Source organism: Paracoccaceae bacterium Fryx2 (genome assembly GCA_032334235.1).
GTDB lineage: Bacteria > Pseudomonadota > Alphaproteobacteria > Rhodobacterales > Rhodobacteraceae > JAVSGI01.
Genome location: JAVSGI010000006.1, coordinates 45,928 through 59,212, shown reverse-complemented (window position 1 = coordinate 59,212; position 13,285 = coordinate 45,928). Strand labels below are relative to the sequence as shown.

Annotated in this window: 7 protein-coding genes; all 7 read right to left on the bottom strand. The window is 58.2% G+C overall.

Annotated features, from left to right (window positions below; all coding sequences use genetic code 11):
• Positions 1 to 5: 5 nt before the first annotated feature.
• The gene (gene pglZ / locus RNZ50_25645; GenBank protein ID MDT8858346.1) at positions 6 to 2,507 is read right to left on the bottom strand and encodes a BREX-1 system phosphatase PglZ type A; all 2,502 of its coding nucleotides are present in this window, start codon (positions 2,505 to 2,507) and stop codon (positions 6 to 8) included.
• Complete coding sequence (gene pglX / locus RNZ50_25640; protein MDT8858345.1) at positions 2,500 to 6,096, bottom strand: BREX-1 system adenine-specific DNA-methyltransferase PglX; 3,597 nt, start codon at positions 6,094 to 6,096, stop codon at positions 2,500 to 2,502. Before pglX ends, pglZ begins: the two co-directional genes overlap by 8 nt.
• Positions 6,096 to 9,617, bottom strand: coding sequence for a BREX system P-loop protein BrxC (brxC, locus tag RNZ50_25635; protein MDT8858344.1), 3,522 nt, complete (start codon positions 9,615 to 9,617; stop codon positions 6,096 to 6,098). The genes pglX and brxC overlap by 1 nt, the downstream gene beginning before the upstream one ends.
• A gap of 4 nt (positions 9,618 to 9,621) precedes the next feature.
• Positions 9,622 to 10,224: a DUF1788 domain-containing protein gene (locus RNZ50_25630; protein ID MDT8858343.1), complete on the bottom strand. Its 603-nt coding sequence runs from the start codon at positions 10,222 to 10,224 to the stop codon at positions 9,622 to 9,624.
• Positions 10,221 to 10,841, bottom strand: a complete 621-nt coding sequence (locus tag RNZ50_25625; protein ID MDT8858342.1) for a DUF1819 family protein — start codon at positions 10,839 to 10,841, stop codon at positions 10,221 to 10,223. The genes RNZ50_25630 and RNZ50_25625 overlap by 4 nt, the downstream gene beginning before the upstream one ends.
• Positions 10,838 to 11,608, bottom strand: a complete 771-nt coding sequence (locus tag RNZ50_25620; protein ID MDT8858341.1) for a WYL domain-containing protein — start codon at positions 11,606 to 11,608, stop codon at positions 10,838 to 10,840. Before RNZ50_25620 ends, RNZ50_25625 begins: the two co-directional genes overlap by 4 nt.
• Positions 11,609 to 11,805: 197 nt before the next feature.
• Positions 11,806 to 13,185, bottom strand: coding sequence for an exonuclease domain-containing protein (locus RNZ50_25615; protein ID MDT8858340.1), 1,380 nt, complete (start codon positions 13,183 to 13,185; stop codon positions 11,806 to 11,808).
• Positions 13,186 to 13,285 lie beyond the last annotated feature (100 nt).

The following is a 13,285-nucleotide window of genomic DNA, read 5'->3' as shown; positions in this document are numbered from 1 at the left end:
GCTCCTTAGAAATCAAAGTCAGTGGTGATGCCGCGCCGAAGCTGAAACCGGTGGCTGGCATAGTCCTGATAATGGCTGGTCTTTCCCACGCGTTCGCGCAGCTTCAGGATGACATCCTGATTGTTGAAACGGTCGGCATCCCGCGACAGCAGAAACTTGCGCGGCATCTCGCGCTCGCGGGCATTCTCCGACCTGAAATCGAAAAGCAGCGTGTACTCATCCGAAATCAGCGTGCCGTCAGTCGCATAGATGCCCGCAAGCAACTCCCGAGACCGCATCTTCTCTGAAACTGGCTGAACCTGGTAGAGTGCAACAGCCGTTTGACCCGAAGAGATCAGGCTGCGACCCGTCACAAAGATCTGCACCTCGACATGGCCCACGTCGGCCTCGCGCTGCTTGCCGACCCGGATGACGGGTATGACAACTTCCTGGAGCGCAGCCCCGCCATGAACAAAGCGGCTGCCAGCGCCTTTCACCCGCATTCGGTTGATCGAGTTCGGGATCAGAACCTCCAGATCGCCGGACAGGCCAAGGCCTGTCGCGGTGAAATGCTTCATTCCAGCGGTCGCACTGAGCCCGCGACCGATCACGAAGCGCCGATTCCTAAAGAGGATCTCAGTTCCCTGCGGATCGGCAATCGCGAAATCGCTCTCATGAAGCACACGGTGCTGATAGAGGAACCCGTGGTCCGCTGTTATCAGGATGTTGGAGAAATTGGCCGAAGTCAGCTTGCGCACAAGCTTGGTCAGATCCTCGATTGCGTCCTCTGCCGCCTCGGGCAACTGCTCCTCGGTTTTCAGATCATCGCCGATCGCGTCGATGCGGTTATGGTAGATGTAGACAATATGATGATCGCGGAAGAGCGCCTTTCCCTCTTCCGTGCGCATATTCATGACATCTTTGAATTTCAGGGCCTTGGCACTGTCCCCCTTCCGACCAGCCGCAAGTAGCCTTTCACGCGCAGGCGTGCCCTTGGTGTTCTCACCACCCGCCAAGATATCACCACTGCCGTCTTCGGCCATGGCCAACCCGTTGTGCGGCAGGAGCGCCGCCATGCCGAGCTGGGTATAGCTGGGCAGCGAACTGATCATCGGCTTCAGCTCGGCATCAAAACGATCCAGCGCGCGGATCCGGCGCAGGCATTCCTCGGCCACCTCGAAGCGCAGCGCGTCCGAAATGATGACCGCCACTTTCTGATCCTTGCGCCGATACTCAGCGGCCTGATCCCGATAAAAATCGGCCTGCGAGGCAAAGCCGGGGATCTTCCACTCGCTCAGGCCCGCGATCTGGTCTTGCCACGCATCGTTCACCGCCAGAACGAAGCTGTTGGTGTAGCGGTTCTCGACCGAGTCATACAAATCGGCCAGCAGCGAAACATGATCGCTTTTCTGCCTGTGATAGATGAACTTGCGGTACAGCTGGTCCAGCTTGTACCAGCTCGTCACATAGCGCCGCACCCCCTCGGCCGGACTGGTCATTCCAAGGTTCGCCTCGGCCATCGCCTGCTGGAATTCGGTCGCAAAGCTGATGGCCTGATAGATGTCCTCGTACTTCGGATACCAGTGGCTCTGCCGCCGCTCGCGCACCCACGTCAGAACCTCGGGCGCGCTTACGGTCTGGGTCGACATCGCCTGCACGATCTGGCGAATGATGTGCCGGTCGATCTCCTCAAAGTGGTCGGTCGCGACCACCGCGCGGAAATCGCGTTTCAGCAGGTCGGCGGGGATCTTCAGCAGGTCCTGATATCGCGCGGACAGCTCCTCGAACGCCCCCGCCCAATGCCGGTTGTTCTTCCAGCGGCGAAAGACCAGCAGCGCCTCGGCGTTCAGCGCTCCATCCTCGGCCAATGCGCGCGCATAGGCCGACTGGAACAGGGAAATCGCGAAATCTTCGAAATCCGGCTCGTCGGAGCGATAACCATAGGCCTGCCCGACCTGCGTCCAGAAGATCCCGGTAAGGCCGGATCGCTCGATCAGGCGCAGCGCGTCGTCCTTGCCCGCTGCCAGTTCCCCCAGCAGCGCCTCGATCACTGTATCAAGGCCACCCTCGGCCCCCGCGCAGACGGCCAGCATCCGCAGGCGCATCTGCGTCTGGGTGTCAGACGCCTGCATCAGCCGCTTCAGCGCATCGACCCGAACCTTGGCGCGGTAAAACTCGGTGTGTTCGCGCACCACGCTTTCGAACTGCGCGGGCAGGCCGAGTTCGGCCATCCAGATCGCCGCCTGATCGGCCTTGAACACCACCGTCGCAAGCTGAAGGTCGAGCAGCCAATTCTCGGCCATCGGCGGCTCGGGGCCGTCCTTGTAGATCAGGAACCGCTGCTTTGGTGCCTGCCGAAGTATCCGGTATTTCAGACCGAACTCGTTGCTTTCGATCTCGACCTTCTCGACACCCGCCAGAGCAAAGCTATGATACGCCTCGCACATGTCGCGGGCGGTGTCGTACCAGAACACCAGCCGGTGCTCGTCGAACATCCGCGCAAGGCTGGCGTGGATGCGCTCATTCATCCGTGGCCTCCAGCCCGGGGATCTTCTTCAGCGCGGCACCGAACAGGGGGTAGTTTGCCTTGACCCCGGCATCCAGATCGATCTCGATCTTTTGTTGCGCCAGCGGAAAGACCACCTCGCGCTCCCATTCGTTCAGCTCGTCCAGTTGCTTGGCGATGGCGCTTGCGTCCTTCAGCGCCTTGGTGCGCTGGGCCTGTGTGGCGCTGGCGTCGTCGGCCAACTGGTCCAGACGCGCGCGCTCGGCCTCCAGCTTGGACAGATAGGCGCGCAGGTATTCGTTCAGCAGCACCGACACCGTGTCGGGGCGATAGCGGTGCATGTAGATCAGCGCCTGAAAGCTGCCCTTGGGGCTGGCGAATTGCCAGTAGATCGGGCGCTTTTTATAGCGCTTTACGTGGTCGGCGTAGAAATCCTTGGTGAAATACTTGCGGATGTCCTTGCCCAGCGCGTCTTCGATAAAGCGCAGGTTTTCGCGAAAGGTGTCTTCGCCAAAACTCACGCGCAGGAACTGGCGGAAGCGGTCGGTGATGTCATCAGCGAACCAGTCGGCGTCGAGCACGGGGATGACGTTGTCCTTGTCCGGCATGAATTGCGGGTCGGGAACGCGGGCGAGGTAGTTGGCCAGCGTCTCGCCCTGATTGGCGAGGATCAGGCCGGGGGCGTCGAGGCTGTAGCGGCCGAACATGCAGCCCACGGCGTAGGACAGGTACTCGGCCACGGTATCGGCGCGCAGGCGGGTTTCTCGGTCCGCAATGCTGGCGTTGCCGCCATAGCGATAGGCGGGGTTGCAGGTGAGGGTAATCTCGTTCAGCGGCACCTCGGGGGTCAGCTCGTCTTGCAGACCGTAGGCGTCGATGAAGATACTGTTGTTCTCTTCCTCCAGCCGCTGCATTTCATCCGTCATGCCCTGCCAATGGGTGCGCAGGGTGGTGTAGGTGTGCTCCATCGTCTCGACGCGGTGGTCGGGGTGGAGCAGCGGGAGCGTGGTGAAATCCCAGGAGGTCTCGTAGGCGTCCCAGTCGGATTTGTGAGCGCTCACGACATTTCCTACGACATCCTTTAGTTTTTCCTCTCGCTGGCGTATTTCATTGGAAAAATACGGAAGGATATTTATCTCTGAGTTTTGAGTAGACATTGTCGGGTTAATGGCCTTGATAGTAACTTTTGGAATTTTCGAATTGAGGTAGCCAAGGACCAAATGCCCCTCGTCGTCACTCGGAAACATCATCGCGCCTTTGTTCGAATCAAAGAGAGCGCCATAGTCGGACCATCTGAAGCTTAGATCGGTTGACGACAGCCCGCCCCATGTGATGCCCGTTCGGAAGTAGCAGTCTTCGTTGCTTATTTTCCAAGACAGGTTATCGCCTAGTTCAGGGTAATTTTCACGAGTAAGCTCCTTGATCTCGGAGCCGCCTGACGCCCAATTGACAACAAGATCAGCATTGCCAAACCATTTTCTAAAATCGCCCCCCTTGTTGTAAGGGAACCATTTTTTTTCTTCTGCGTAGCCATCTGTTCCAAATTTGTCTTTCGATGGTTCATACCAGAACCTCAGAAATCTATTGTTATCGCCAGTTCTCATACCAGACAGGGCCCGAGCGTGATCCTTCAGTGGGCGTTTCGCTGTTAGCGCATTACGCAGACCAACGGAAATCCAGTACGCGATCGGTGCTCCGGGCACTTCAAGCAACGCAGAAGATTTGAAGCTGAAGTAGAGTTTTTCACCTTTGGTGTCCGAGTCTTCCGGAATTTCATTTGTACCGCTCTCGTCTCGATATTTACCGAAGTCAAAGTGGAAATCAGGATCGCGGAGCGCTCTACGGTACAGGGTGGCAATATCTTCTGGCTTTATATGTTGAAAATTCCTCTTATGCAGCCTGAAGAAACTCCCTGATTTGTTCTTGGATACAATATTGTTGAGCACGAACGCAGTAGACCCCCAATCAATTCCAAAGATTCCACGTCCCATATGTAGCAAGGAAACAATCGTGGTGTTTAAAAGTAATTTTTTCCGCAGCTTTTCGAATGAACTCAAAAATAACCAAGACGGTAGGTTTATTGCACCGGAAAACCCGCTCTTTTGGGTCATGGCCACCGTTCGTTCAAGGAACATGGCGAACAAATCAGCTTTACTATCTTTATAATAAGTCTTTGAGAAAATGATTAAGTTCGAGTTCATACCGCCAGCACCCATATACGGCGGGTTGGCCACCACCACATGATACTTCGGCGACAATGCCTCTGCCATGCGCAGCACCACCACCACGCGCGCCTGCACGTCTTTCAACAGCAGATCGCCCGCAAAATCCCGCGCCGCGACAACCCGCAGCGTCTCTGCCGGATCGCTTGAGTGAGGCACGATCAGCGAGCCGAAGTTCTTGGCCTGCTCGAACTGCCCCAGCGTCTCACGCAATTCATTCGTGAACAGATCGCGCCCCACCACGGCGGCCACGTCCTGCATCTCGGCGGCTGTAAAGCTCACGTTTTGCAACACGCAGATGTCGGGCGTCACCCCCATCCGCAGGAACCGCCGCCGCCCCAGCCTGGCCGCCGCCTTCATCACCAGCGCAAAGGCCGCCAGCGCGCCCGCGCGGTCGTCAATCTCGACCCCTGTCAGGTTATGGGTCAGGATCAGCGCCGGGATCGTGTCAGCCTCATACCCCTCTTCGGCGTAAATCGCGTAGAGCAGATCGAAGGCATAGGTCAGCATATGCCCCGACCCGCAGGCCGGATCGCAGATGCGGATGTCCTCAACGCGGGTAATGCGCAGAAAGTCCGTCTCAGCCTCAACCGGCGCGATGTAATAGTCCATCCTGGAGGCGAGCGTGCTGGCGGGCCGGTTCAGCAGCCACAGCCGCCCCAGCGAGTTTTCCACCAGATAGCGCACGATCCAGTGCGGCGTGAACAGCTGCGTCGCGGCGGGGATATTCTCGGCCGTGATCTTGACGTTCTTCTTCAGGCCGGCAAAGACCTGATCCTTTTTCTCCGAGATGTAGAACTGGTAAAGCCAGCCGATGATCTCGACATCCTGGCAGGCGCCCTCGGTCATCACCTTGCGCAACTCGGCCAGGATAGAGGTTTGCGACAGCAGATCCTCGGGCATCAGCAGTTCGGTGAAGTCGTCGATCTGTTCGAACAGAAAGGGCATCGGGCCGTGCCACTGGTTGCAGGCATGGACCAGCAGCAAACGGTATGCCTCGGCTTGCGGATCGTTCGAGGGCGTGCGCCCGGACAGCAGGGCGGCAATGGCATCTGGCGCGCCATCGGGCAGGTTGCCCGCCAGTGCCTCGGACAGGATTTCAGGGCGCGTGGCCCCATCGGCTGGCGAGACAACGCGCGGGTTGGTGTAACCGTTGGCATCCATGAAACGCAGGGCGGTGAAGCGGTTGAACCAGGTATAGGCGACCTGTTCGATGACCTGTTGCTTGCCATTCTGAGCGATGGCGGCATCCAGTTTTTTGATCGCAGCTGCGTGTTCGCGCCGCACGGGCGAGGACGCATCGAGGACGAGGGCCAGTTTCGCCGTGACCTGATCGATTGCCAGGTTGCGCGCCGATTGCGCAAATTTCTTGAGGGCGTTGGTATCCATCAGACGATCACCTTCTTGCCCTGCTGGATCTGTGCCATCAGGGTCTTGCGCAGTTCATTCACGTATTCGTCGACATCGGCTTCCTCGGCCAGATAGGTCCGCGGGTACGCCACCTTGATGTCGGACGCGTTGACATAGGTCGGGGGCTTGGGGGCCGGGGCTTGTCGGTCGTTCAAGCCCGGGGTTGCAGGTGCGGGTGTGGCGGGTTGCGCCATCCGCGAGATATCCGCCAGCACCTGCTGCATCATGCTGGAGCGCGCGCCATTCGCCCGGTCCCGCAGGATCGGGATCATGGTGACGGATTCAAGGCCAGCCTTGTGGTTGTCCAGACCGTGGCGAATTTTATCCTGCTGATCAGATGTCAAAGCGAGGAACTCCGCCGTTTGGGCCACTTTGCTGGCACATTCATCCACTGCCGTGATCACCGCCTTGCGTTCCTTGAGAACGTCGAGTTCCACCTTGTCTTTCAGAGCGTAGAGGTCGGATTTCAGGGACTGGATCGCGGTGCCCTTGTAGCAGTCAGGATCGAGCAGCGCCGCGCGCAGCTTTTCACCAGCAGCGGCGTCGACATAGCTGATATTGGCCTCCTGCGTCTGGAGGAAGTCGCGGACATCGTCATAGATTTCAAGCTGCGCCCCACCCATGAAGCTGCGGATCTTGTCGAGGATGCCTTCCTTGGCATCGAGTAGCTCATTTTCCTGTTTGACCGGTTCCGTTATGTACCAGGTCGCAGGCTTGCCCATCATGGCGACGATCTGATCGCGAAAGGGCTCGAGTGCTGCGAGGAACGGATACTTGAACTTTTCGATGACACGCTGGTTCAGCTCATCCGCGAGCTTGCGAATGCTGTCTGCCCATTCGGCCCCCAGAACCCGCGCATCCGACCCGTCAGCAGGCAGGCCGAACAGCTCTTTGTACATGTCCTTCGCGGCCTTGATTTGCGACGCGGTGAATTCCAACTGCGGGGTCAGAAGCACATTGCCCAGCATGTGGCTGTTGTTTAAGGCCCGCGCCAGATCGGCGCCTTCCAAAGAGGTGCCGTCCGAGCGGGCTTCGCATTTGCCCTTTCCGGACAGGCTGGCAGCAAGGCAAAGCGTCGCCATTGTGGGCCAGCCATAAGGCTTCGCACCGAAGCGCTCGGACAAGTACTTGGCCGATACCTTCACACCGTTACGCGCCTGACCCTGAACGTGGTTCAGAACATCCTGTTCGGCTTCGGTCAGACCAGTGCCTGCGTCTCCAAAGAGGCCCCCTGTCGGGCTGGCGGCCTTGGCAATGTCTGCCTCGACATAACTCACGCCGCGCAACATCGACAGGTTGACGTAAACCTTGTCAACGAGCGCTTGGAACGCCTTCACGACGCGGTCCTGCGGCTCGTCACCTCCGATGTCGAGTTCGTCACCGCGCACGAAAAGGCGCGCAGAGGCCATCAGCTTGCGAAGCCGCAGTTCAAGGTCTTTCGCGCGGCGACCATTCTGCTCGCCCTTTTCGAGGATGATCCGGTCACGACCAGGCTGTGGCGAGCCACTGCGCGACTGCCGGATGAACTTGTCGGTTTGGCGAAACAGCGTCAGATCGCGAATAAACCGGACATCGGGCTGCAGCACGATGGCCAGCTCTTCGCGCCCCATGTTGCGCATGCGAACAGCATCAGGTGCGGCGGCATCTTCGTTGAAGGGGCTTATGATGTTGATCGAGAGCTCGTATTCCCGGCCCAGCAGGTGATCGTCGAGCTTGCGGCTGAAGGCATACTCAAAGCCCGTTGCCAGATGCTTGATCTTGCGGTGTCGAAGGATCGTGTCAAAAGCAAGGGTTTCCAGCTCCTTGCTGATCTCTGTCGGATCGACATCAAGTGCCTTAACCTCGGCCTCGACGTCCTTTTCCTCATTGGTCAGGAATTCATAGACCTCACCGTTGCGCTGGATATAGGTGTTGCGCTCGAGAACGCCCAAAGCCTCCTCAATCTTGCGGCGCTGGCCCACTTGATCGGCTTCGAACTCTGAGAGCAGCAAAATGCTGATGTTGCGAACCGACGGCTTGAATTCCTTGACGTATTTAACAAGGAACAAGGCTTTTAGAACCCGAACCGCGAACGGATCATCAAGGTTCTTTTCAGCGATCTGGATCGATTGCTGAACAGCAGATTTCAGCGCTGTGCGGATCCCCTCGAACATCAGATCGAAGGTCGCAAGCCCCCCAACCGGGCGGTCAGCAAGGGCCTTGGCTACCTCCTGGAATACGCCCAGCATCGAGCGTTCCCCGACTGAGCTGTGCTTGCCCTCAAAGGCATTGTGCTGCGAGAGCGATATGATCGCCATCTGGAACAGCGTGTATTGATAGGGTGGGAACGGGTAGCTCGCGATGAAATGCTTGCGGTCCCGGTAGTTCTTCAAGCGGATCGAACCATCCGAAAAGTCGAACAAAGTCTTGAGGTTGTTCTCTTCCTTGTCATGCAGGTTGCCCAGCATGATCTGGGCTGCATCGTTCTTGAACAAAAGTCGGCGCTGGATCACCTCTGCCACATCGGCGGAGTTCAGGGGCATGCGGTTGCTGAACCTGGCTTGGATCTTGGAGAAGTCGTTTTCCTGCTGGGCGGTCATGTCGCCCACCACTTCGGTAATCGCCTGCTGCGCCGTCACAATTATCCAAGCCTGGCCCTTGCACTTCGTGTTCAGGCTTTCGGCAATGGTCTGAAGGTTGGTCATCAGTTTGATATTGTCAGCGATGTACTGGCCGACCTCATCCACGAAGAAGTTCAGGCGGAAGTTCGGGACCTGCCGGTCGATCCAGGTTTTTACCATGTTGGCGAAGTCCTCGATCGAAACCCGCGTGTCCTTGCGGTACTGCGCAAGAATATCCTTGGCATCAGCAGCATCCGTACCTGTCGCCTGTGCAAAAGCGGCAGCGATACTGCGCCCTTCAAGCAGAGCCTCTTCCCGGCCGCGCGTCTCCCAGGGCTTGCCGGAGATCTCCTGAAACGCTGACTTGAAGGCTTCGAACTGGTTTCGCTCATCCAGCTGGCGCTCGAACTGTGCGATATGAGGCTGCTTGCCATAATAGCCGCACATCTCGTCAAACACCTTCTGGAACACCGCCAGAAGAGCATCGACGTCAGTTTTTGAGATCACATCAGCCTTCTGGTCAATATTGAACAAGATCGACTTTGACGGGATCGACACGGCCTTGCGCAACGCGCCAGCCAGCATCGGCTCATCCTTCAGCTTTTCGGCGAAAATGTCGAAGGCCTTCACCCCGTCGACTTCCCGGTTTTCCAAAAGCAGGGCAAGCATCTTCAGGAGGTGCGATTTGCCCGAGCCAAAAAACCCAGAAATCCAGACGCCGTTCGCAGTCTTGTAATTGTTGTAGGCATCAAGGAACTGCTCGAGCCGCTGCCCGATTTCGCCGGTGATGACATACTCGTCGAGTTCAACCCGGAGGCTCGCCTCATCATCAGCCTTGATGACGCCATCAATGGCGCGGTCGACGGGCTTTTCAAAAATGTCACGCATCGAAATCGTCATTGGATCAAACCTCGTAGTTCAGGATGTTGAAAGCCCGGTAATACTTGTCGTCATGCAGGCGCCCGAAGAGATCGAGCGAGGCCCCTGTTGCAAGCGCATGAGTGTAGCTGCCCGGGAAAAACAGAACGGTCGGCTTGTCCTTGGCGGTGCTTTGCAAATTGTTCAGCACGTTGTGCGACCGGATGTAGGGATAGACCTCGCCTACGCCCGACAAAAAGATGACGTCGTGTGGCGTTGCATCAATGGCCTCGCCAATCCTCGGGATTAGATTGGCCTTGGGGTCCAGCACCGACTGCAGCAGCTCCCGGACCTCACGCTTGTCAGTATCGCGTTCGATCTCGAGGATCTGCTCCAGAATGCCCCGCTCCTCTAAGATGCCGAGAGACAGGTCGTACAGACTGAGGTCCAGCACGGCGATACCTGCATGGGTAATCCGCGTGACCAGATCCAGCCGATCCTCATTCATCGACAGCCCCTCTTCTGCCGGATAGGGGCAGATGAAAAACGGCACCTCATTGCCAAGGCCCTGCTTGGTCAAGAACCGCGGGCTGGTAACCACCTTGAAGAGATGTTCTGCACGCTCTCTGCGGCTGGTCGGTTTGTTCACGAAGCACCTCCATCACGGGCAATCCCCGGAAACAGCACGAGGTCAGCAGGGCAGTCCTGCTCGAGCATAGCCCTCAGCCGAGAAGAAACGATGGCAGACTGGATCCTGCTGTCGTCCGATATGACATGTGCCTCGCGCATCATCCGAAACAAGACTTGCCGAAGCTTTGCGCGGGTTGAGGGGCTGATGCTCGCCAGTCCGTCATCCCACTCCGCTTTGGCTGCAAACAGGATGTCGAAGCTTTCCAAAGGCAGATCGAGCTGAAACGACAGATGTCGCTCGCGCAGGACGTCGGTCGCGAATTCACGGACGAAACGATACGCACGGCAGGTGGCCAGCCAAAGCAAGGCGAGTTGATCGTCGCGATCAGCCTGAGTGAGAAGGTAGTCGCGCTCCATGTCAGTGAGCGTCGATAGACGATTCACGATTTCGCGCAACGTGCGACGCTGCGAGGCCGCCTTGGGCAGCGAGGTTGCCCCCTCAGTAAGCGCCCGGCTGATTGTTACCGACCATGGCTCGCCAGCCACGTGCAGCCGCGCGACAGCCAGCGTTTCATTCAGGAATAGGCCCCCTGTCGAGAAGGACATCTTATAATGTGGCGGATCGGCGGGCGTCATACAGAAGCCACGGTAGGTTGGCGCGCGAGCACTTCGGGGTTCAAAAGCACAATTTGCTGATCCTGCGGTCGCCGCGCAGCCGGATCCGTGTCGAGTCCGAGGCGTTTTAACGCATAGAACAGGAGCGCCCGGCGCACCGGAATCTGGGCCCGGCCATCTTGCATGCCGTAGTCCATCTCGATAGCGCGGCGCTGCGTCGGCGAGAGGTCTGGATGAGGGCCAATCTCGAGCACCACTTCGCTGTGCCAATCTGTGTCGCTTTGCTGGCCGGCCGTGACCGGTCCCCGCTTGCCAATCTCGACAATCCGCGAGAGCAAGAAATCCTTGAACACCTGGTCGTTTTGGCAAAAGGCGCGCGCATGCCAGCGAAAGCCATCAAACGCCAGTGCATGCGGCTCGATCCAGCGCGCGCTGGGCTCCGGTCGTGACATCGACTGGTATGTCACTTGAAGGGCTGCGGGTTCATGGATTGCGGCCAGCACGTCGCGCAGGGTCTCTGGCGCAACACCGCGTGCAGGGGTTGGCGTCGCACCATAGCCGGGAAACACGCTGATCCAGCTCTGCTCACGTGAGACCAGACCCTGATCGACAGCACGCAACTGGGCGAAATAATCCTCTGCGCTGGGCGTGATGAAATGTGGCGTGAAATTCTTTCGCCGGACATAGGCGCGCTGGCTCTTGTCATAGACGAGGTTGCGCTTCCACTGCTCGGAATAACCAGTCAGGTCGAGCGAGGCTTGCTGAAGCGAAATGCCGAATGTTTCCATCAGGTCAGACCGGTTGATCCGGCCATACCAAAACACCCGAAACTCGATGAACGCGTTGCGGCGCTCGGCGCTCCAGTTCAGCTGTTTGACCTGTTTTTGCGGCACGCAGTTCTTTTCCAATCACTTTCAGCAAATATAGGCTTAAAAAGTAGTTTATCGCAATAAGTTGATTCACAGGGAAGAACAGTCGTTGATCGCTAGCTCGCTTTTATATCAAAGCTTTGCAAGTAGACTTCGATCTCACCGATCAGTGCCTGATCCAATCCGTCGTTTCCACGGATTTCATCAAGGGCGCGCCGGGCCTTGTCTGCGGTCATCCACTCGGTCTCCGGCGCATCTGGCGCGGACCAGCGCTCGCTTAGCCAATCCTCAAATTGCGCTCGTTCTTTGGAGGAAAGCAGCTGCGGCGCATGAAACGCCACCAGGCGGCGGCCGAGCTGGCGCAAGCGGAGATCACCCAGCGCCGCCACGAGTTCCTGCCGATGCCGCCAGTCCGCGCGCTGGAATTCCACAAGCAGGGCTTTGTCGGCACGGCTGTAAAAGCCACCGAAGATCTGCTTTTCGACCAAAGGCGTCGGGGCTGCAGGATCCTCGGGAAACCGTGCAGCCAGTGCCTGTGCGACACGCGCGCGGAATTCAGGCGCATTGGCGATGACCTCGGCACGGCGCAACTGCAGGTCGGTGGGTGTCGGGAGAGACAAGAGTGCTGGCGTCTTGTTGACCGACAAGGAACGGATGATCTTCGGCGTGGCGTCCACGGCCGCGAAGAGCGCTGCATCATCGGCAGTCAGGAAATCGGCAGGATCGCCCGCCTCCAGGTCAAAGAAGGCTGCAAGGTTTGGGTTGCTGGCCGAATAGCCACAGAAGCAGCCAAGCGTTGCACGCGGCGGTCCACCACCAAAGCGTTCGACCAGCGCCATGGGCTGGAACGCCTCAAGCCGTGCCTGCACCTGCGCCTTGTCGCGATTGGCCAGCAACTCTGCCCAAAGCGCCGGGGCGCGCTGGGCGATCTCGCGCGCGATGTGAATGGTCGCCTCGACATCGCCGAGTGCATCATGCGCGTTGTGTGCTGCAAAGCCATTCAGGGGCGTGATAAGATCAAGCTTGAAGCGCACGCGCCCGGTTTCATCGACGGGCCACTCAAACAGGTCGGGTTGGCGGTGCCAGACGGCATAGAGAGCCGTCAGCAGATCAAAACGCGCATTGCCGTTGAACTGAGTGGCGAAGATGTCCGGCTGCAGGTTCTGGTAGAAGGCCTGGCGCAGCATCTCCTCGTCAAAGCGGATGCTGTTGAACCCGGTCCAGATCGCAGGCGACCAGCGATTGATCAGCGCGCAGATCTCTTGCGTGAACTCAAAGAGCGTCGGCAGGGCTGGGTCCAGCAACTGCGCTGGGCGCACGCCAGTTACAGCCAGTGCCCAAGGCGAAGGAATAATATGCGGGGCGATCCGGCAACGCAGATTGACCCGCTCGATCTCCCTGAATTCGTCATCCGTCAAAATGGCGGCGAATTGCAGGGGCTGATCGAAAGCAGGTGAAAGGCCGGTTGTTTCGAGGTCGTAGAAAGCGAAGGTCATGCCCCACTATAGCTTGGGTCTGCACCTGCGTCAGCAACCATAGTGCGCTGGAAACGAATGAAATCCTCGTCTGCACATCAGCGTTAACATTCGCGACTCG

What these genes read in the sequence shown, in the direction of transcription:
- pglZ (MDT8858346.1), bottom strand. Translation starts at nt 2,507, where the DNA reads ATGAATGAGCGCATCCACGCCAGCCTTGCGCGGATGTTCGACGAGCAC.
- pglX (MDT8858345.1), bottom strand. Translation starts at nt 6,096, where the DNA reads ATGGATACCAACGCCCTCAAGAAATTTGCGCAATCGGCGCGCAACCTG.
- brxC (MDT8858344.1), bottom strand. Translation starts at nt 9,617, where the DNA reads ATGACGATTTCGATGCGTGACATTTTTGAAAAGCCCGTCGACCGCGCC.
- RNZ50_25625 (MDT8858342.1), bottom strand. Translation starts at nt 10,841, where the DNA reads ATGACGCCCGCCGATCCGCCACATTATAAGATGTCCTTCTCGACAGGG.
- RNZ50_25620 (MDT8858341.1), bottom strand. Translation starts at nt 11,608, where the DNA reads ATGGAAACATTCGGCATTTCGCTTCAGCAAGCCTCGCTCGACCTGACT.
- RNZ50_25615 (MDT8858340.1), bottom strand. Translation starts at nt 13,185, where the DNA reads ATGACCTTCGCTTTCTACGACCTCGAAACAACCGGCCTTTCACCTGCT.